Source organism: Pseudoalteromonas sp. KAN5 (assembly GCF_022846535.1).
Classification (GTDB): Bacteria; Pseudomonadota; Gammaproteobacteria; order Enterobacterales; family Alteromonadaceae; genus Pseudoalteromonas; species Pseudoalteromonas haloplanktis.
The window spans coordinates 2,916,421-2,937,067 of sequence record NZ_AP025589.1; the positions used below are offsets into that span (position 1 = coordinate 2,916,421).

Annotated in this window: 19 protein-coding genes and 1 riboswitch; of the genes, 9 read left to right on the plus strand and 10 right to left on the minus strand. The window is 41.3% G+C overall.

Translation table 11 applies throughout. From position 1 onward, the window contains the following. Window positions 1-4 precede the first annotated feature (4 nt). The 4 genes from KAN5_RS12945 to KAN5_RS12960 all read right to left on the minus strand — a co-directional run bounded on the left by KAN5_RS12945 (window position 5) and on the right by KAN5_RS12960 (window position 5,197). The gene (locus KAN5_RS12945) at window positions 5-1,063 is read right to left on the minus strand and encodes an OmpA family protein (protein WP_016709092.1); all 1,059 of its coding nucleotides are present in this window, start codon (window positions 1,061-1,063) and stop codon (window positions 5-7) included. Between the two features lie 491 nt (window positions 1,064-1,554). Then, the gene (locus KAN5_RS12950; protein ID WP_016709091.1) at window positions 1,555-2,604 is read right to left on the minus strand and encodes an OmpA family protein; all 1,050 of its coding nucleotides are present in this window, start codon (window positions 2,602-2,604) and stop codon (window positions 1,555-1,557) included. Window positions 2,605-3,077: 473 nt separating this feature from the next. Then, window positions 3,078-4,487 (minus strand): protein adenylyltransferase SelO family protein, encoded by a 1,410-nt coding sequence (locus tag KAN5_RS12955; RefSeq protein ID WP_016709090.1) that lies wholly within the window; start codon window positions 4,485-4,487, stop codon window positions 3,078-3,080. Between the two features lie 8 nt (window positions 4,488-4,495). After that, the gene (locus KAN5_RS12960; protein ID WP_016709089.1) at window positions 4,496-5,197 is read right to left on the minus strand and encodes a DNA-3-methyladenine glycosylase I; all 702 of its coding nucleotides are present in this window, start codon (window positions 5,195-5,197) and stop codon (window positions 4,496-4,498) included. 185 nt (window positions 5,198-5,382) lie between these two features. Further along, a riboswitch (Lysine riboswitch) is annotated at window positions 5,383-5,577 on the plus strand. A gap of 133 nt (window positions 5,578-5,710) precedes the next feature. Between KAN5_RS12960 and dapA the strand changes: the two genes are divergently transcribed. The 5 genes from dapA (at window position 5,711) to KAN5_RS12985 (ending at window position 11,016) form a co-directional block, all read left to right on the plus strand. After that, complete coding sequence (gene dapA / locus KAN5_RS12965) at window positions 5,711-6,595, plus strand: 4-hydroxy-tetrahydrodipicolinate synthase (protein WP_016709087.1); 885 nt, start codon at window positions 5,711-5,713, stop codon at window positions 6,593-6,595. 15 nt (window positions 6,596-6,610) lie between these two features. After that, the gene (locus tag KAN5_RS12970) at window positions 6,611-7,351 is read left to right on the plus strand and encodes a 2,3,4,5-tetrahydropyridine-2,6-dicarboxylate N-succinyltransferase (RefSeq protein WP_138555023.1); all 741 of its coding nucleotides are present in this window, start codon (window positions 6,611-6,613) and stop codon (window positions 7,349-7,351) included. Next, window positions 7,351-8,556: a PLP-dependent decarboxylase gene (locus KAN5_RS12975; RefSeq protein WP_244389867.1), complete on the plus strand. Its 1,206-nt coding sequence runs from the start codon at window positions 7,351-7,353 to the stop codon at window positions 8,554-8,556. The genes KAN5_RS12970 and KAN5_RS12975 overlap by 1 nt, the downstream gene beginning before the upstream one ends. 5 nt (window positions 8,557-8,561) lie before the next feature. Continuing rightward, the gene (locus tag KAN5_RS12980) at window positions 8,562-9,683 is read left to right on the plus strand and encodes a succinylglutamate desuccinylase/aspartoacylase family protein (RefSeq protein ID WP_244389869.1); all 1,122 of its coding nucleotides are present in this window, start codon (window positions 8,562-8,564) and stop codon (window positions 9,681-9,683) included. A 292-nt stretch (window positions 9,684-9,975) separates the two neighbouring features. Beyond that, window positions 9,976-11,016 (plus strand): phospholipase A, encoded by a 1,041-nt coding sequence (locus KAN5_RS12985; protein ID WP_138555026.1) that lies wholly within the window; start codon window positions 9,976-9,978, stop codon window positions 11,014-11,016. Window positions 11,017-11,067: 51 nt separating this feature from the next. On the opposite strand, the gene KAN5_RS12990 is transcribed toward KAN5_RS12985, so the two are convergent. Continuing rightward, window positions 11,068-11,961 carry a bifunctional GNAT family N-acetyltransferase/hotdog fold thioesterase gene (locus KAN5_RS12990; RefSeq protein ID WP_016709082.1) on the minus strand — a complete coding sequence of 298 codons (894 nt, stop codon included), beginning with the start codon at window positions 11,959-11,961 and terminating at the stop codon, window positions 11,068-11,070. A 218-nt stretch (window positions 11,962-12,179) separates the two neighbouring features. Between KAN5_RS12990 and KAN5_RS12995 the strand changes: the two genes are divergently transcribed. Next, window positions 12,180-12,869, plus strand: a complete 690-nt coding sequence (locus tag KAN5_RS12995) for a fused MFS/spermidine synthase (RefSeq protein ID WP_244389871.1) — start codon at window positions 12,180-12,182, stop codon at window positions 12,867-12,869. Window positions 12,870-12,890: 21 nt separating this feature from the next. Here the strand turns inward: KAN5_RS12995 and dtd are convergent, their stop codons facing one another. From dtd to KAN5_RS13010, 3 genes are read right to left on the minus strand one after another with little or no spacing between them, the layout of a single operon-like run. Beyond that, a complete protein-coding gene (gene dtd, locus KAN5_RS13000; protein WP_016709081.1) occupies window positions 12,891-13,328 on the minus strand; it encodes a D-aminoacyl-tRNA deacylase in 438 nt (145 codons plus the stop codon). Then, a complete protein-coding gene (locus KAN5_RS13005; protein ID WP_244389872.1) occupies window positions 13,316-14,269 on the minus strand; it encodes an alpha/beta fold hydrolase in 954 nt (317 codons plus the stop codon). Before KAN5_RS13005 ends, dtd begins: the two co-directional genes overlap by 13 nt. 31 nt (window positions 14,270-14,300) lie before the next feature. After that, complete coding sequence (locus tag KAN5_RS13010) at window positions 14,301-15,194, minus strand: virulence factor BrkB family protein (RefSeq protein ID WP_138555028.1); 894 nt, start codon at window positions 15,192-15,194, stop codon at window positions 14,301-14,303. Window positions 15,195-15,282: 88 nt separating this feature from the next. On the opposite strand from KAN5_RS13010, the gene KAN5_RS13015 reads away from it, so the two are divergent. Together KAN5_RS13015 and KAN5_RS13020 are read left to right on the plus strand one after the other, a co-directional pair. Next, on the plus strand, window positions 15,283-15,939 hold the full coding sequence (locus KAN5_RS13015; protein ID WP_016709078.1) for a DUF2959 domain-containing protein: 657 nt from the start codon (window positions 15,283-15,285) through the stop codon (window positions 15,937-15,939). A 145-nt stretch (window positions 15,940-16,084) separates the two neighbouring features. After that, on the plus strand, window positions 16,085-17,176 hold the full coding sequence (locus KAN5_RS13020) for an MBL fold metallo-hydrolase (protein WP_244389874.1): 1,092 nt from the start codon (window positions 16,085-16,087) through the stop codon (window positions 17,174-17,176). On the opposite strand, the gene KAN5_RS13025 is transcribed toward KAN5_RS13020, so the two are convergent. Then, complete coding sequence (locus tag KAN5_RS13025) at window positions 17,171-17,446, minus strand: hypothetical protein (RefSeq protein ID WP_244389875.1); 276 nt, start codon at window positions 17,444-17,446, stop codon at window positions 17,171-17,173. The two genes, KAN5_RS13020 and KAN5_RS13025, sit on opposite strands and share 6 nt — an antisense overlap. A 194-nt stretch (window positions 17,447-17,640) precedes the next feature. Here KAN5_RS13025 and KAN5_RS13030 point away from each other — a divergent pair, with 194 nt between their 5' ends. Then, window positions 17,641-18,369 (plus strand): CBM9 family sugar-binding protein, encoded by a 729-nt coding sequence (locus KAN5_RS13030; protein ID WP_244389876.1) that lies wholly within the window; start codon window positions 17,641-17,643, stop codon window positions 18,367-18,369. Between the two features lie 408 nt (window positions 18,370-18,777). On the opposite strand, the gene typA is transcribed toward KAN5_RS13030, so the two are convergent. Next, on the minus strand, window positions 18,778-20,598 hold the full coding sequence (gene typA, locus KAN5_RS13035; RefSeq protein WP_016709072.1) for a translational GTPase TypA: 1,821 nt from the start codon (window positions 20,596-20,598) through the stop codon (window positions 18,778-18,780). Between the last annotated feature and the right edge of the window lie 49 nt (window positions 20,599-20,647).

The following is a 20,647-nucleotide window of genomic DNA, read 5'->3' on the forward strand; positions in this document are numbered from 1 at the left end:
AGTATTAACGCTCTACTTTTACGCGTTCAATAACAGTTACATGCGCTTCAACACGACGGTTCTCAGCATGCGCTTCAGCCGTGTTTGCAGGGTTTTTAAGACGCTCTTCGCCTAAACCAACAGTAATGATACGTTTTTTATCAATACCATCTTCAATAAGACGAGCTGCAACAGCGTCAGCACGTTTTTTAGATAACCATTTGTTATAGTCAGCTTTACCCACTGAAGAAGTGTGACCTTCTAAAAGAACTTCAGTTCCTGGGTACTCTTTTAAGAATGCAACCGCTGCATCAATATCATCTAAGTATTTTTGCGATACTTTAGAAGTATTATTAGGGAAAGTAATTAATAAGCTCTTAGTTACTTCACGATCTTCATATAATGTACAACCAGTGCCATCTACAGCGTCAGTCATTGGTGTGTTTGCACATTGGTCGTCTGCATCTGGGATGTTATCGCCATCACTGTCAACTGGAGCAACAGCTACTGGAACAACAGCTGCTGTAGGAGCTGCTTCAACTGGAGCTGATGAACCTTGCTCACCAAAAATATAGCTAAGACCAAGCTTACCAGCAACATCAGTGTAACCACGGTCAAGTCCTTGGTACATTGTAGCTTCAGCGTTGAATGCAAAGTTATCTGTGAAATAGTGTTGATAACCAGCACCTAAGTTAGCAAACATTAAATTTTCAGTAATGTCTAATTGCTTAAGACCAAAAATACCATAGAAAGGGCCGCCGTTAATGTGGTAAAGACCATCAATACCTAAACGATCGCCGTCCATGCTCGTTGCAGTCATAGCTGGGTTTGAACTTGAGATATCAAAATCCATATCTGCATATTCTAAACGTGCGCTCCAGTAATCGTTAAAACGATAACCTAGCTCAGCACCCCAACCCGTTGAATCATCAACATTAGTACCAGCACTACCACGAACATTTTCCCATGATGCATCATAGTAATCGCCAAAAGCACCGATAAAGAAGCCTTCTTTTTCAGCCGCGAAGCTTGAAGCGCTAGTTGCAGCTAGTGCTAAAGCAATAGTAAGAGATTTAAGTTTCATGTTTCATTCCTTTCCATTAAAAATACCTAAAGGCCATTTGGCCAAACTCGCTCTAAGATAGATGATGACCAATTAATCCAAACTTAATAAGCCTATAGAAACTGAAATTTATAGTGAAGTCCAATAGGTTGGAACAACACAAAATACGACAATACCTATATCAATTCTTAACTCGCTAGATATTTCGCGAGCTCTCAAAATTATTTAACTCATTTCAAACTTCGACAAATTAATTGATTAACAATAAGAATACTACAATTATTTACGGCTTTATTACTTTAAATCAAGTTTAAATTCACTTTAATTAAAAGCGAAAAATGATTAAGTAGTCAAGAGTAACATCATACAGTGTTAGCCCGTTTACTCAAAAAGTAAATATTGGTAGGTATTTTAAAAGCAAAAAAAGTCGACTTGAGTTAATCAAGTCAACTTTCTAAAAGCTAAAGTTGCTGAGTTAAAATGTTAAAGCAACTTTAGCTCAGTAAATAAAATTATTTGCGAAGAACTTTAACTCGTTCAACACTCTTAACCTGAGCTTCTACTCGGCGATTTTGTGCGTGAGCTTTAAGTGTGTTTGCTGTATTCAACAAACGCTCCTCACCATAACCAATAGTAGATACTCTTTCAGATGAGATGCCATCTTTAATTAGCACATCTGCTACATCTTGTGCACGTTTTTTAGATAATTGCATATTGTAATCAGCATCACCTACAGCTGAAGCATGACCTTCTAATAAAACTGATGTTCCATCGTTTTCTTTCATAAACGCGGCTAAATCAGCAATATCATCAAAATAGCCATTTGGTACTTCGGCAACATCGTGCGGGAATGTAACTAACAATGCCATTGTTACTTCTTTATCTTCATACAATGTGCAACCGTTATCATCAACGGCATCAGTCGTCGGTGTATTAGCACATTGGTCATCAGCATCGATAACACCATCATTATCACTGTCCATAGGACCCGCCACTACTGGCGCTGGCTCTACTGGCGCAGGTGCTGGACTTTGGTCACCAAAGATATAACTAAGACCTAATTTAGCACCAACATCTGTGTAGCCACGGTCAAGACCTTGATATAGAGAAGTTTCAGCATTAAAAGCAAAATTATCTGTAAAATAATGTTGGTAACCTGCACCCAGATTAGCAAACATTAAATCTTCATCTACAACATCAAGATTTTTCAAACCAAAGATCCCGTAGAAAGGGCCGCCATTGATATGGTATAGGCCATCAATACCGTAACGTTTTCCGTCCATACTTGTTGCAGTCATCGCAGGGTTTGAGCTTGAGATATCAAAATCCATATCAGCGTATTCTAAACGTGCGCTCCAGTAGTCGTTAAAACGATAACCGATTTCCGCCCCCCAACCTGTTGAATCATCAACGTTAGTGCCTGCACTGCCTCGGACATTTTCCCATGATGCATCATAATAGTCGCCGAATGCACCTATATAAAAGCCTTCTTTATCGGCTGCGAAACTTGAAGCGCTAGTTGCAGCTAGTGCTACAGCAATAGTAAGTGATTTTAATTTCATTGTTTCCTTCCCATTTTCACAATTAAAATTGTAGCTAAGTGACCCTAGCTCTTAACATTTAACCTGAGTACAAAGAGATTTGTTAATCATTACTTAACGAAAACGCTTGAATTGTGTTTTTGTCAACTAAAGTGGTTTTAATACAAACAGTAATAAGTATAGACGAGATAAAAGACTTTACCTAACCTACAGCTAAATCACCCAAACATAACACTAAAAAAACCTCCCATAGTCAGTATTTACAGTGATAAGCGCACTTTAGTACGCGTGTAAATTTTAAAACTCTCACGTGTATTATATTGGTTAATTTTAAATCAACAAGTAGGAAGCGTATTTATTTCTTATGAAAGATTAATGAATAACAGTTAATAATCAGCCTAAAGTAAGCAAAGTAAATATCTCCTCACAATAATGACTTACTTTCAGTGAGGAGCGATATAAATAGGAATATACTAACTCAGCGTGGTGCGTCATCAGGTACCACAAAATGTCTGATAATTTAGTTCATTTTTAGGGGCTAAAGTCCATGACTCTTTTACTTGGGATTGATATGGCTGTTGCAATGCATGCAAATATTCGTTCAATATGGGACTGTGCTGCTGCCGCGTAAAATCTTGTAAGATATCTTCAATAATATGATTGCGCGGGATCAATTTTGGATTCACTTTACTCATTATAAAGTAGCTGTCGGCAGATGTTCTTTGTAACCAACTCTGTGACCACGTAGTTAACTCTTGAGGTATATCACTATTACCTTGCAATGATTGCGTCAACGCATTAAAAGTATTGGTGTAATCAAGTTGGTGCGTTTTCAACAACGTTAGTAGCTCGGAAACTAATTCTTTATCCCCTACTTGCTCACCATCAAGTCCCAGCTTCTGCGCCCACATTTGGCTAAATGCATGATTAAACTGCTCAGCAAAGCCATTAATAATTGGGCTTAATAAGGCTACCGCTTGCTCATCATCGCTACTGATCAAAGGCATTAAACTTTCGGCTAAACGGGCACAGTTCCAATTTGCAATATTTGGCTGATGACCAAAAGCATAACGCCCTTGACGGTCTATAGAGCTAAATACGGTATCAAAATCAAACTTATTCATCATCGCACAAGGGCCGTAATCAATGGTTTCACCGCTAACTAGCGTATTATCGGTATTCATCACGCCATGAATAAAACCAACTCGCATCCAACTCACCACAAGGGCTATTTGTTTTTCAACAACCTTAGCTAAAAATGCTAAATAGCGCTCAGCGCCAGAAGTCGTTATTTCAGGATAATGTCGCTCAATGGCTAAATCAGCCAAGGCCCGTAAACCTGCAACATCTCCTTGTGTGGCTAAATACTGGAATGAGCCAACTCGAATGTGACTGCTGGCAACGCGGGTTACAATTGCTCCCGGCTGAGGTGGTTGTCGGTAGACGGTTTCGCCGCTGGCAACAACCGCCAAACAACGTGTAGTGGGTACGCCGAGCGCATGCATGGCTTCACTCATTATATACTCACGTACAGCAGGACCGATTGCACAACGGCCATCACCACCGCGTGAAAATGGCGTAGCGCCCGAACCTTTCAACTGAATGTCCCATAGCTGTTGCTCTTGATCTGTCACCGCCCCTAGTAAGTGTGCGCGACCATCTCCCAATCGCGGTGAGAAATGACCAAACTGATGCCCAGAATAACCCAGTGCAACAGGTTCTATGTTACTGTTACTTTGATTACCAGCAAAAATGTCTGCACGTTCAGCGCAGGCCACATCAATATTAAGCTGTTGAGCTAAAACATCGTTCCACAACAATAATGTGGGTGCTGCAACGACACTAGGAAAATCTGGTACTGCAAAATCATCTGCAATCTGGGTATAGCGCGCAACGAGTTTCATGGTATTCCTTAAGCTTGGGTTGTTTGTATGCCAACGCGGTTATCACCCACGCTGTACGCGAGAATTAAGCTTAGCTCTTGTAAACTTAAACCGCTTTGCTGTTGTAACTCATTAAAAAATGCTTGCGCCGCAGCTAGTGACTTTTTAGTTTGTAGGCCACCATCAATTATTTTATGCGCCCGCAAATAACTTTCTACGTCACGAGATAATAAAAAGGTATCTTTACCAAGAGCACGTAATGCATAAGGTCCTGTGTTACCCCCTAAACGTGCACCGTGCTTTTTTAAATATCCCCACAAACCAATTATGTCGTCTGTTGGCCAATCGGCAATAAATTGACTAAAACTACCATGTTCTGTGGCAACATCATGGATCATATAAGCGTTATGTGGAATGGTTTGTACTTTTTTAAAGTTACGCACAATTCGCTCATCACTGGCTTTTTGCTCGAGCATATCCGGTGGCATCATGAGTAACTTTTCGACACTGAAGTCCCAAAAAACGTCACGAAAGCCAGCCCATTTATTGTTGATCACCGACCAATAAAAACCACTTTGAAAAACCTTGCGGGTAAATTCTTCAAGCCATACATCATCAGGTAGAGTCCGTAATTGTATTGCTGTTTTTGGAGCCACAAGCAATTGCTGTAACATCGCTTCGCCACCTTTTCTCTGTGCCGCTCGTTGATATATATCTTGAAACTTTTCCATCATTCACTACCACTACTGTTATTAAGCTTACTGTAACGTTATTTACGTTGTAAAAAAATGTCAGGAGCACATTGCAGGGTAAATTAACTTAAAAATATCCATCCTTGACACCTAGACGGCTAAAATGCTTTAATCTCCGTCATTACCCCTATTTAAGGTGTGAGTTTTTCTTAAAACTTGCGCTGTGGGCTAGAAGAGGTGCGTTATTCAGGTAGCGTATGTGAGGAGCACAAAACTCCAATGATCATACGTGAGGGGAATTAACGCCGAGAAGTAACACTTTTTGTGAAGGGTTATTTCGGGCGACTGGGTTGAATCCCAGCGACTGTCACCAATAACAGCAACGCTGTTAATTTGTTTGGTGGAGAGCTTCTGGTCTTAGCATAATAAGGCCATTGCGCCCTATTGTATTAAGCCCATTCGCTCTTCGAATTATTAGTTCGAACGACGTTAATGCGGCTCCAATCATAAAAGCTTCCTTAACTCTTCGAATAATTTATAAGTTCGTGAGAGATGATCAACAACTTTAATTTAAACAACTACCCATTATGGACCGCGCTTGTCACCCCTTTTACAGATGCAGGCGACGTCGACTATGGCGTACTTAACCAGTTAGTTGCACAACAACAAGCAGCTAACAATGGTATATTATTACTTGGCAGCACCGGAGAAGGTCTTGCCTTAACATTAAAAGAGCAGCAAGCGATTGTTGAGCACGTATGCCAATTAGCACCAACCGTGCCACTGATGGTTGCCGTTGGCGGTATGAACCTAAAGCAACAAATTGCGTGGGTTGAATACTGCAATCAACTTCCTATTCACGGCTATTTACTTGGCTCTCCTGTGTATGCAAAACCAGGTGTAGTTGGTCAAACTCATTGGTTTGAAAGCCTGCTCAATGCCAGTAAGCACCCTTGTATGCTTTATAACGTGCCAGGGCGTAGCGCCGTTGCGATCCCTCCTGAGGTCATCAGTAATTTAAAAGATCATAAAAATTTATGGGCACTGAAAGAAGCCAGTGGCGACATAGCCAAATTTGAAGGCTTTAGAAAAGTAGCCCCTGATTTAGCAATCTTTAGTGGTGATGACGCGCTAATGCCTTACTTTGCACAAGCAGGCGCGAAAGGCTTAGTGTCAGTTGCTGCCAATGCATGGCCTGAGCAAACCCATGAATTTGTGAGACGTAGCCTTAGCGGTCAACACCCCAATTTATTTGCCGACTGGTCTCAAGCGATTCAAAGCTTGTTTGCCGTGGCAAACCCTATTCCCGTTAAAGTATTGATGCATTTACAAGGGCGTATTCGTAGCCCGTATTTACGTCCGCCTTTAACGCATCTTGAGTTAACGCAAACTGATTGCATCAGTCATGCAAACAACACCATTTTATCTTGGCATTAAACACAGGTTTTTATAATGAGCTGGTTAGAACTATTAAATAATTTAGAATCGGGCGCAGTACGCGCAGCAACACAAGACGAAAGCGGCCAATGGCATGCAAATGTTGACGTTAAACAGGGCATTTTAGAAGCGTTTAAAAACGGCACTAATACTGAATTCCCAGGTGGATTTGTTGATAAACACAATTTAGCACCACAAGGTTTTACAGCCGATGCTGGCGTTCGTATGGTACCTGGTGGCTCAAGTGTACGCCGTGGTGCGCACGTAGCTAAAGGTACGATCATTATGCCACCAGCGTACGTGAATATTGGTGCATTTATTGACGAAGGCACTATGGTTGATAGCCACGCCTTAGTAGGTTCGTGCGCGCAAGTAGGTAAAAATGTGCATTTAAGTGCAGCGGTACAATTAGGCGGCGTACTTGAGCCAATTGGTGCAAGCCCAGTTGTGGTAGAAGACGATGCATTCATTGGTGCAGGCTGTGTGATTGTTGAAGGCGTAGTCGTTAAAAAAGGCGCTGTACTTGCACCGGGCGTGCGTTTATCAGCGACTATTCCTGTTTATGACTGTGTTAACGAGCGTCAACTAGATAAAGGCGAGCCAATTCCAGAATACGCGATTGTTATTCCTGGCTCTCGTCCTGCATCTAACGCCTGGGCGCGCGAACAAGGCTTGAGCATGTCATGCGCATTAATCGTAAAATACCGTGATGAACAAAGTGATGCGTCATTACTTCTTGAAGAGGTTTTACGTTAATGACCTTTTTGAGCACGCCAGTTAAAACCGCCATTGATGAGTTATCAACTCAGCTTGATACACCATTTTTTGTTTACGATCTTGATACCCTAAACACGCACTTAGCGCGTTTAGTGGCACAAACTGAAGTAAAACTTTGGTATGCCGTAAAAGCTAACCCGTTATCTAAAGTGATACAGAGCTTAGATAGCGCAGGTTTTAATTTTGATGTGGCAAGCAAAGGCGAACTTGAGCAAGTACTAGCACAAGGTATTAACAGCGAGCGCGTGCTCAACACTGGGCCTGCAAAGAGCCCAAAACAAATTAAACACTTTATTGAGCGTGGCGTACGTATTTTTGTGGCCGAAAGTCTCAATCAAGTTCGCTGGCTAAATGAGCAGGCGCTAGCTCAACAATGCCAGCTTCAGGTTTTACTACGCGTACAATTACGCTGGCCTGAGGGCGAAAAAAACCCACTGGGTGGCGATAGCCTAACGCCATTTGGCTTAGGTTGTGATGAATGGCAAGCACTCAACATTCATGACTACCCTGCACTTAACTTTGACGGCCTGCATATTTTCCAATGGGGTAATATGCTTAGCAGTGACAAACTCGCCGAGCTTTGGTCACAAATGGTCGCGCCATTACAACAACTCGCAGCTGATTTAAATATCAATTTAAAAGTACTCGATTTAGGTGGTGGTTTAGGTATTCCTTATACATTAGATGCCCCCACTCTAAGCTGGGATGCATTAATAGCAGCGCTTGCAAAAATTAAGCGTGATGCAGGTGTTGAACAATTATGGATGGAGCTAGGCCGCTATGCTGTTGGTGAATGTGGTCATTACGCAACCCCAGTGGTTGAAAGCAAGCTTAATTATGATCAACAGCAAGTGATTTTAAGTGGCGGAATAAACCACTTATTGCGCCCTGCGGTCACAAGCCAAGATTTCCCCGCACGTTTATTACGTGAATCAAACGCAACAACGCAAGCGATGAGTTTGTATGGCCCACTGTGCACAGCACTTGATTGTTTGGGTGAACACCAATTACCCAATGATTTAAACGAGCACGACTGGCTGGTGTTTAGTCAATGTGGTGCGTACGGCTTTACCGAAAGCATGCCGTACTTTTTATGCCATGAACTTGCCGCCGAGTACGTTTTACAAAACGGTGAGCTTCACTGTATTCGTCAAGCAGAAGATGCCAGCTACTATTTAAGGTAATTGATATGAGTATTACAACAGCTATCAGCCAAGAAAACATCGTAGTTGGTGAAGTTGCAAACGGCCTGCCACTCACTATTCCAGTTTATCGCTTAAAAGGCGATGGCAGCGGACCAAATGTGTATGTGCAAGCCAACATGCATGGAGCAGAAGTACAGGGTAATGCGGTTATTTACCAGTTACTCGAACAACTTAAACACCATAAACTTAAAGGCGATATTACCTTAGTCCCGTATGCTAACCCCATTGGTTGTAATCAAAAATCAGGGGAGTTTACCCTTGGTCGCTTTGATCCAATTACCGGCACTAATTGGAATCGCATGTATCACTGCAATAGCAAGCTTGCAACTGAGTTTGCCGAGCAATACGCGGATGCCGATGAGCAGACTTTAAAAAGCGCCTTTAAAGCAGCACTTATCGATGAAATAGATCAGCTATTAACGGGCCCAGCTTACCGTTTAACCACTGGTAAACGTATTGCCCTGAATTTGCAAAAATTAGCTCATAAGGCTGATATCGTTTTGGATTTACACACCGGCCCAATCTCAAGTCAGCATTTGTATTGCCCAGATTACGCCAAGGACAGCGCCCGCTATTTTAATATTCCCCACATATTGTTTATTCCAAACGACTTTGATGGTGCAATGGATGAAGCCAGTTTTTGCCCGTGGTGGCAGTTAACTGAAGAATTAGCAAAGCAAGGCCGTAAGTTTAATGTGCAGGTTGAAGCGTTTACCGTTGAGCTTGGCAGCCAAGAAAAAATTGATTTGAGTGCCGCTCTCGATGACGCAAATAGCATTTTAAGTTATCTAAATTATAAACAAGCATTCGTCGATGCACCGTATCAACCAAAAATGATGAAGCGCTACGGCTGTAATTTAAATGATTACCTTGCTTACTATGCGCCTATGGGCGGCATGGTTGAGTATATAGCGCCACTAGGCGGGCATATTAAAGCCGGTGAGCCAATTGCAAAGGTACTGCGCATGGAGCGCTATTTAAGTGAACAACCTTTGCAAACACTAACACTTGATTGCGATGCCATCGCAATTTTGCACTTTGCTTCAGCAAGCGTAAATCAAGGCACTGAGCTATATAAGTTTTTTACCAACGTATTTGAGCTTTAAGTTACTTCTATTGAAAGCTCAACCCTTCTCATTGCGTGAGAGCACGATTATCCAATTGGAAAACGTGCATTGAACAGGCGGCTTCGGCCGCTTTTTCTTTGTATTTATGATCGAAAAGCGCCACAATCACGTAAGTTCAGTAGCAATTCACTGATATTCAGTTACAGTCAATAGTGGATAAATTGTAAAAATCGCAATTTTCAATATTTCTATGACACTGAAATTAGTTAACTTTAATTTATTCGAAATACACAATAGCGACTCTCTATTTGATTTTATCAAAGGAATAATAATGACTTGGCACTATGGGATCTTATTCACTGCACTATTATCAAGCACCGCATTTGCGCAATCAGAACCGGCAACAAAAACCAACGAACAAGATGATGAGCTTGAGCTGGTAAAACAATGTATTTTAAACGAGGCAATTGGCGGCTCTGACGAAATGACACTAGCGCAATTACGCGAAAAATGCTCATCATTAGAGGAAAGTAAGCAAGTAACAGCACTGGATAAACGCAAAGCGCGTGAAGAAGTCAGCCAAAAAAATCGCAATGTGATCACCCCACATAAACGCAATTACATTTTACCGCTGTCGTATGTTTCTAATCCTAATACTAGGCCATTTAGTAGCTTAAATGAACTATCTGAGGACAGCGATGGCGAGCCACTCGATAACTTAGAAATAAAATATCAATTGTCGATTAAAGTCCCTTTATACAATGACTTTGCAGATAAAGATCAAGCCATTTACTTTGGCTTTACTCTACAATCATTTTGGCAATTCTATAATGATGATATTTCATCGCCATTTCGTGAAACCAATTATGAACCTGAGATTTTTTGGGTTAACTACCTAGACCCGGAAAATGTACTGTGGGGCGATGAAATGGCCATTGCAATCGGTTTAGTTCACCAATCTAATGGTCGTAGCCAACCTAACTCTCGCTCATGGAATCGTATTTATGCCGATTTTATTTGGGAGAATGAAGGATTTGTTTTTAGCTTTAAGCCTTGGTATCGCATTCCTGAAGATGAAAAAGAAAATCCACTGCAGGCTAAAGGTGACGATAATCCAGATATCTATAAATATATGGGTTACTTTGAATTTTCTGGCGCATACCGCTACGAAGACCATGAGTTTAGCTTTATGACACGCAATAACTTAAATTCGGATAACCGCGGCGCAATTCAATTAGATTGGTCATTTCCTTTATGGGGCCGATTACGCGGCTATGCACAATACTTTAATGGTTACGGTGAAAGTTTAATTGATTATAACGCTGATATTGAACGTATTGGTGTGGGTATATTGTTAACTGATTTACTTTAAAAATAAGTTACTGTAAAAAACAAGGCCAAGCTAATGCTTGGCCTTGTTTTATCACTTAATAACTTTAAACGTACCTTCAAATTCAGCGACTAACACATTGCCATCAAAGATTTCTACTGGCACTAAATAGCTTGCCTTACCTTCCGACTCTAACTCGGCTAATTTACCTTTACAGCCGCTTAAATCAACACTGCCACGCGGTTCATTATTCAGCGGTTTTAAATACTTAATATTTGCATCAGCCAATACGATATTGCCTTCAAGGCCTGCTTCTTTAAGTGCTAAGTATGTTGCCCCCCAGCCAGTTAGCGTCGCTAAACTATAAATAGAGCCTGCAAACATGGTGTTATGCAAGTTTAAATTCGCATTAAGATCAGCACTGGTGGTAAATTGCCAATCGGTGTAGCTTTCAACTTTAATACCCATCGCATCACTAATTGGAATCGATTCGCGCCACGTATTCTGTAGCACTTGAGTCCAATTAGGATGGCGGAACCAACCCGGCTCAGACGGTTTTTGTTTCACCATCTTCCAATGTTGAACATCGTTATAAGCTAGATGCGCTTTTTCTTTAAGCTCATAACCATGGCGCTTATAAAACTCCAGCGCACGCTCACGAGCAAATAAAACGAGTTCATCGGCATCTTGGGTCCAAGCTATTTTCTCAAGCTCATGTAGTAGACGACTACCAATATGCTGGTTACGATTCCCTTCAGCAACTGCCATATAACGTACTTGGGCTTGTTGTTGATTATTAAAATGCAGTCGTGCAACACCTAGTACAACACCTTCTTTATTTTTAATAAAGCGGTGCTCAGCATCTTGCTCTAAATCGTCCTGCTCCGAGCCACGCGGCTCATTCCATGGCGCACGTAGTACTTGCCAACGTAATTGATAATAAGCTTGCCAATCTTCGCTACTTTGTGGTGTTGTCACCTGAAACATAATCACTCCTGTTGTGCTAATACCGTACTATAAAACGCTGTCGCTTACTGCTAAAAATAATATCAACAGAATACGGTAATTTGTTATTGCGACCTACCATACTCCATCTGATAAAAACTTGGAATACGACTTTGGTGAGCAAAGTAAAATACCTGTATATCACAAAAAGTGATATGCAGACTGGCGCTTTAAATTGACTCAGCTATGCTGATGTAACTATGGAACATTTTTTTGAAGACAACGGGGCAGTAAAGCACAGCTTTATCGAAGATTGTCACCGTCTCGGACAACTACTCTATTGGCACAAATATGGCGCCGATTGCATTCAAGTGCGTCAACATAAGCAATTACGTTGGCTATTGATCAACGAAACCTTACAATCCGTGGTTGAAAAAAGCCGACCGAGCCACTTGCTGTTCCCTCATCTACAGTTTTTAGCACAACTATGGCAACCTCTTACAGCACCAAAATCAGTGCTTGAACTCGGACTTGGCGGGGGGGCTATTCGTAATTACTTACAACACACTTACCCTGACTGCCAACTGATGTCGGTAGAAAAAAACCCCAATATCATTCACTGTTATAAACGTTTCTTTGGCGGTGACCATGCCTTAAACTTGCGCTGTTTTGATGCGGAAGCGGTGCTTGAGCAAGGGCAAGAGTATGATTGGATCATCCTTGACTTGTTTAGCCAACTCGATGCGCCACTGTTTTTATACAAACATCGCTTTTATGAAAAATTACGTAGTGTCTTAGCTAAAAACGGCTACCTGTTTATTAATTTTTTATCACAACATGATTCACAACTGAAACAATTAGAACACTTACTGATCACCACGTTTGGTAAAATTCCGAGTATTGAGAAAATCCCAGGTTACGCAAACCATATAGTAATGATCAAAAAATAACGTTTATTTAAATAGTGTGCGTTACACGGCTAAATTAAATGTCACAGGCCCATCATTACATAAACTCACCTGCATATCCGCAGCAAACTGCCCCGTTGCAACAACCACCCCAGCCGCTTTTGCTTGGCTAACAAAATACTCATAAAGCTCATTTGCTTGAGTAGGGGTTGCTGCAGAAGAAAAACTTGGCCGCATGCCTTTTTTAGTATCTGCTGCTAAGGTAAATTGCGATACCACTAATAATTCACCTTGAATATCTTTTAGGCTTAAGTTCATTTTGTCGCTTTCATCGCTAAAAATACGGTAGTTACTTACCTTATGTAGCAGCTTATCAGCAGTGCTATTGTCATCGTGTTTTTCAACTCCCAATAATAGCAAGATCCCCTGCCCAATTTGACCAATAACTTGGCCTTCCACTTCAACTTTTGCGTGTTTAACCCGCTGAATTAGTCCTTGCATTTATGCCTCGATAATTTAATACACATTAGATCAGCTGCGCGCCGTACAGCCGCTAAATATACATTATTATCAACACCATGCCCAACACCATCTAATATCAGTAACTGTGCATTGAGTTGCTCTGCTAATTGCTGCACCGCATTAAATCGACATACTAAATCATGGCGGCCATGTATAAACCAAACAGGAACCTTACTAATTTTTTTATAATGCTCGCTAATGAAGTTATCAGTAATAAAACACCGTGCAGCAAAGTAATGAACCATCAAGCGCGCCATATTGAGGCCCAATTGCGGTGAACTCAACCCCCATTGGTGGTGCTGTTTTCCATGGCTCAGTACACTTTCCCACTGGCACCATAACTTAGCAAAGTGATTAGCATTTATTTGATTATCATCATTTAATTGCTGTTGATAAAACGCAAGAATACTCGTCACATCTGGTAGATTTTGAGAAAAGCGTGCATACAACTCAGGGTAAAAGTGTGCAGCCCCGCCAGCACGGCTATATAACCAGTCAAAATCGGCTGCAGTAGCTAAAAATGTACCCCGTAAAATAAGCCCCTGCACATGCTGTGTATGCTCAATTGCATACAGTAAAGATAAGGTTGCCCCCCAAGAGCCACCGCTAAGCACCCATTTTTCAAGCCCAAGATAAGTACGTAAGTAATCAAGATCTGCCACAAGCTCTGCGGTAGTGTTTGCATTAATTAAATGAGGAGTAGATTGCCCGCAGCCACGTTGGCTATACAAAATTATACGATAACGCGTAGGATCAAAAAAACGGCAATCATCCGCATGTAAGCCCGCTCCAGGGCCGCCATGACAAATTACTACCGGCAAGCCACAAGGCTCACCGTATTCTTGTATATGAAGCTGATGGCCATCACCAACGCTTAAATGAAAATCATGGTATGGAGTAATTGACGGATATAACTGCATAATGCTGCTCTCCTATGAGCGATGCAGTTAGTTAATTAGCATCGCCCTCTTCATCAAGAATAATCTCAGGGGTATCGGCAATATCTTTAGGGCTAATACAAACCGTAAATTCAGCCCCTAACAACACAACCACCCACGATAAATAAATCCATACAAACAAAATAGGGATCGTTGCTACTGCGCCGTAAATCACCTCATACGATGGAAAATGACTAATATAAAGCGCAAAGCCTTTCTTAGTTAATTCAAATAATAACGCCGCAAATAATGCTCCAGGTATTGCAGCTCGAAATGAAACCCGAGTATTTGGTACTAGAGTATAGAGCAAAATAAAGCCCGCCATGGAAATTAAATACGGCAAAAGCTTTAGTAAAAAGCCACTAAAACCAGGGATCCCTTGATCTGCAAACGACACTAAAGACACGATATACGAGGTAACACCAATACTGGCTCCCAATAACAACGGCCCCAAGCTCAATACCATCCAGTAAACAGCGAAAGAAATCATCATCGGGCGCTTGGCTTTAATACGCCAAATACGGTTTAACGTTGCATCAACATTACGGATAAGCAACAGGGCAACAGCAGCTAAAAAACCAATACCTACAGCAGTCATTTGATTCGCATTACCAGCAAAAGAGGTAATATGCTCTTTTATTACATCTGATGAGGTAGGTATAAAATTAGCAAACAAAAAGTTTTCAATCGCTATTCGGGTATCCTCAAAGCCCGGAAAAGCCGAGAAAATTGCCACACCTACAGCGATTAAAGGCACTAACGAAAGTAACGTCACATAGGCTAAATAACCCGCATTTACAGTTATTTGATCATCGATACAACGATTCACATACTGCATCCACCAACCAGGCTGCTGGCGTAAAAATGACATGGCTTGTTGCTTATAATGCGCGACTTTCTCATTCATAAATTTAACTTTCTGCTAAAATTGTTTTGATTATCATAGCAATCAACCACATAATTTACAGCTATAACGGATTTAAAAAGGGATCTCCATGAAAAAACTTACTTTGCTAGGCGCACCAATTATCGCTTTAACTCTTGCCTTAACGGGTTGCCAATCTGCATATTACTCAGCCATGGAATCGGTTGGTGTACACAAACGCGATATTTTAGTCGACCGTGTTGAAGCAACTAAAGAATCTCAAGAAGAATCACAAGAAGAGTTTCAATCTGCTTTAGAGCGCTTAACTACACTAATAAACTTTGATGGTGGTGATTTACAAGCAGCTTATGAGCAACTCAACGATGACTACGAATCGAGCCTTGCAGCTGCGAGCGACGTGACAAACAACATCAACAAAGTTGAAGATGTCGCAGAAGCGTTGTTTGAAGAATGGGGTGACGAATTAGAGCAATACACCAACGCCTCACTTAAACGTGAAAGCAGTAAAAAACTCACGGCAACCAAACGTGACTTTGACAAACTGTTACGCTCAATGCGTAATGCCGAAAGTAAAATGGAACCGGTACTGTCATCACTGCATGACAATGTCTTATATTTAAAGCATAACCTTAACGCACAAGCTGTATCGGCCATTCAAGGTGAATTCACTAACCTTAAACGCGATATCAAAGTGTTAATGGATGACATGAACAAGTCGATTGCTGATTCAAATAAATTTATTGAGCAAATGAATAAAGCAGGGTAAACCAACTCAGAGTTGGCGAGCAAAGAATACATTAAGCCTGTATTTTGCAGGCTTTTTATTGTTATTTTTTGTTACTTTTTAAGTGTTTTTTAATCCGCTATTTTTGGTACACTTTTATTAATTCAAATAATAAAAACAGTTAATAATGAAAATACCTACTCTTTCTTTAATCTTCACTTCAACTCTCTTAACCGCGTGCAGCGCAGCGAATAATGTACAAATCATTGCCGGTACAGATACTATTGTGCCACTGCACCAAGATGGTGAACGAGCGGGTCGCTATCACAACCTCTACCCTGGCGAAAAAACTTACCCAGTTAGTTGTGAGAATGATTGCTACCCAAAAAATGCCAGCTTAATCTGTGAAACAGAAACTGAAAACTGTCAATATCAAGGCCAACAAGAAAACCCACAGCTTAATACTGGTTTCACTGTTCGCTGGCTCGGCCATGCCGGATTTATGATCAAAACCCCCAATGGTCAACAAGTCGTATTTGATCCTGTAAAAGAGCAATTTGACTCCCCTGTCGACTTAGCCTTTCGTCTTGCCTCTGGGTTCTATCGCAAACCTGGCGACTGGCTTACTGACAGTGAACTTAAAAATCTGGACGCCGTCATGTATTCTCATATTCACTACGATCATTTCAATAAAGCCGACATTGAGGAAATTGGCAATCAGCCACGCTATTTAACGCCACTTGGCATGGCTGATAACTTCCCAACTGGTGGGTTTAACATTAGTGAAATGGCTTGGTATGCAAAAACTAACATTGACGATTTAACGATTCATGCCCTGCCTGCACATCATTTTAGTAGCCGAGTGTTAGTGCCATTTATTTACGAAGATCACGACAAAGACTTATGGAACGGCTGGTTGCTTGAGCAAAATGGTAAAACATTATTCTTTGCTGGCGACACTGGCTACTCACAGCACTTTAGCGATATTCAACAAAAATATGGCGACATTGATATTTGCTTAATGCCGATAGCGTCTTATTATCATGAAGAAAACGGTAAATGGTATCGCTATGTACACACTACGCCAGAAGACGCCCTAATGGGTGCACAAGAGCTTAACTGCAACGTTATGATACCTTGGGGCTATGGCAATTCAAGTTGGAAGATGGGCGATCACAGCAGCCACTCGGCACTGCTACGCTTGTTGCATATGTACACTGAAATGGACTCGCAGATACCACTTTATATTCTAAATGAAGGGGAAAGTATCGCGTTATAAAGGGATACTTGGGTATTCCGACGATGGCTCCTCGGCTTTGCACTCATCATCGCCGAGTGAACGGTTTATTGGCCCAAGTATCATACTAAAAACGCCATTAATTATATTCGCTGCTTGGTTTGTATCTGAACTATCAAGCGAGTGGTTCTGTACTTGCCTTTGCTGACTTTGCACACTGCCAGCAACAAAATCACACCCCGAGCTCATTACTTGCGATGAAGTGCAACCAGATAACAAAACAACCATAATCAATAAAAATACTTTAGCCAAAATTATTCCTTTAATATGCATGAACTCTGATCGTGCTATCACTTTACCTGTTAATTACGCTAAGCAATGTAAAAAATTGTATTCAGCAACGACCTATTTTCTCGGCAATTTAATATTGGAAATGATGTCTGTTGTTTTCAATTTTTGTTTCAGTCACTATTAAGCAATAAACAAAGTAAAAATTTGAGAATACCATGAAAATAGTCGCGTTAACTTTAAGCCTATTAATGAGTAATGCCGCCATAGCAATTGATGTAGAACATACAACAACCCCCATAATTATTGATGGTGTCGCAGAAAATGCATGGGATAAAGCTACTTGGCACGACATGCCACATTTAATGGATGGTACACAGCCTGACTCCGATAGCGATTTTAAAGGCCGCTATCGCCTACTGTGGGATGAAAACACCCTCTATTTACAAGCCGATATTGTTGATGATGTACTCATTGATACACACCCAGATCCCACCGATAAATACTGGGACGATGATGCTCTCGAAGTATTCATCGATAGCGACGCATCGGGTGGTAACCATCAATTTAATCATACTGCGTTTGCCTATCACATTGGCCTTGATAACCAAGCCGCCGATTTTGGGCCTGATAAAAAACCCCATTTATATACAGATCATTTAGTTAGCCGCTGGCAACGCAACACCACCGCGCCTTATAACATTACTTGGGAAGTGGCCATTAAGCTCTACCCAAATGATTATCAAGAAGGTGCTAAAAACACCCCACTTAAATTAACGGCAAAACAAGTAATCGGCTTTATGCTAGCCTACTGCGATAACGACGGCAGTGAAACTCGCGAACACTTTATGGGCTCACACGAAGTACAGCCAGTTAATGGCGATAGAAACCGTGGCTTTATCGACGCAGACGTATTTGGCAAAATCACCTTACTACCGAAAAAGTGAAGAAAGAGACAAGTTGGCCGCGTAGGTTGGGTTGAGCGCAGCGAAACCCAACGAAAATACCCAGCCAACAAAAAAGAAACAGTGGCTTTGCATTATCAGCTGCTTTAAACCCTCCCTCTTTTACTTCTCATTCTCTTCTCCTTTTGCAAAAAATATTTAAGTGAATTATTCACAAAGAGGATAAGAGGCGCTGCGCTTTTAGAGAAAAGAGATTAGGTTGCATAGTTTATAAAATCTAGCGACTTTTACCTACTAGCTATACTAACACCAACCTACCCAACTACACTGTTCTATGATCTGACCGCTGACCGCTTATAGCTTACAGCTCTTTTGTTTTCACCCACAAAAAAGCCGCTGTATTTTGCAATACCGCGGCTTTTCAATGCGTTTATCTAAAAAGATTACGCTTTATTTTGCTGCACGACCCGCACGTTTACGCTCACTTTCAGTTAAGTGACGCTTACGAATACGGATATTTAGCGGTGTTACTTCTACTAACTCGTCATCAGCAATAAACTCAAGCGCTTGCTCAAGTGTATAGTTAAGTGCTGGTGTTAATGTTTGTGCTTCATCAGTTCCAGATGCACGAACGTTTGTTAGTTGCTTACCTTTAAGCGCATTAACTGTAAGGTCGTTATCACGGCTATGAATACCGATAACCATACCTTCGTAAACTTCAACACCGTGACCGATGAATAAACGGCCGCGCTCTTGTAAGTTAAACAATGCGTTAGTAAGAGCTTTACCTGTTGCGTTTGCAATCATTACGCCGTTCTTACGAACACCTAGCTCGCCACCTTTGTGCGGACCGTAGTGATCGAACGTGTGGTAAAGTAAACCAGAACCTGACGTTAAGGTCATGAATTCAGTTTGGAAACCGATTAAACCACGACTTGGGATCATAAAGTCCATACGCATACGGCCTTTACCATCTGGTGCCATATCAGTAAGCTCACCTTTACGAAGACCAATTTGCTCCATGATAGAACCTTGATGCTCTTCTTGACAGTCAATTGTTAGTGTTTCATACGGTTCTTCTAACACACCATCAACAGTACGTAAGATTACTTCTGGACGAGATACTGCTAACTCGTAACCTTCACGACGCATGTTCTCGATTAAGATACCTAAGTGTAATTCACCACGACCCGATACGCGGAAGCTATCTGGGTTATCAGTATCTTGAACACGAAGTGCTACGTTGTGAACTAATTCTTTGTCTAAACGCTCACGAATATTACGTGATGTTACAAACTTACCTTCTTTACCACAGAAAGGAGAGTTATTAACAGAGAACGTCATTGTTACTGTCGGCTCATCAACACTTAATGGTGGTAATGCTTCAACGTTGTTAGGACAACAAACAGTATCAGAAATCTTAAGCTCGCCAATACCCGTTACTGTAACGATATTACCAGCATAAGCCTTGTCTGTTTCAACGCGCTCTAAACCTAAGTAACTTTGTACTGAACCAATTTTACCATTACGCTTAGTGCCATCAGCACTAATAATAGTCACTTGTTGGTTAGGAGATACAGAACCACGTTTGATACGACCAACACCGATTACACCAACATAAGAGTTGTAATCAAGTTGAGAGATCTGCATTTGGAAAGCACCTTCAGGATCTGCATCCGGTGGTGATACTTCATCAACGATCATCTTGAACATAGGTTCCATGTTGTCTGATGGCTCGTCTAAATCTAGTGTTGCCCAACCGTTGATAGCTGACGCATAGATTACTTTAAAGTCTAGTTGTTCATCGGTTGCACCTAGATTGTCGAATAAATCAAAGATTTGATCCATAACCCAATCAGGACGTGCACCTGGCTTATCAATTTTGTTGATCACGACAATTGGCTTTAAGCCTTGCGCGAATGCCTTTTGCGTTACGAAACGCGTTTGTGGCATTGGACCTTCTTGAGCATCAACAAGTAATAATACTGAGTCAGCCATCGAAAGTACGCGTTCAACTTCACCACCGAAGTCGGCGTGTCCAGGGGTATCTACGATATTGATATGGTAGTCATTCCATGAGATAGCGGTGTTTTTCGCCAAAATGGTAATACCACGTTCTTTCTCAATGTCGTTTGAGTCCATCACACGCTCTTCGTTACCGCCGCGTGTTTCTAATGTACCTGATTGCTCAAGTAGTTTGTCAACCAGTGTTGTTTTACCATGGTCAACGTGCGCGATAATCGCTATATTTCTTAACTTTTCGATGCTCATATTTTTACTCAGAGAAATTAATTCTCATTGATCCTGCAAGATCTACGCA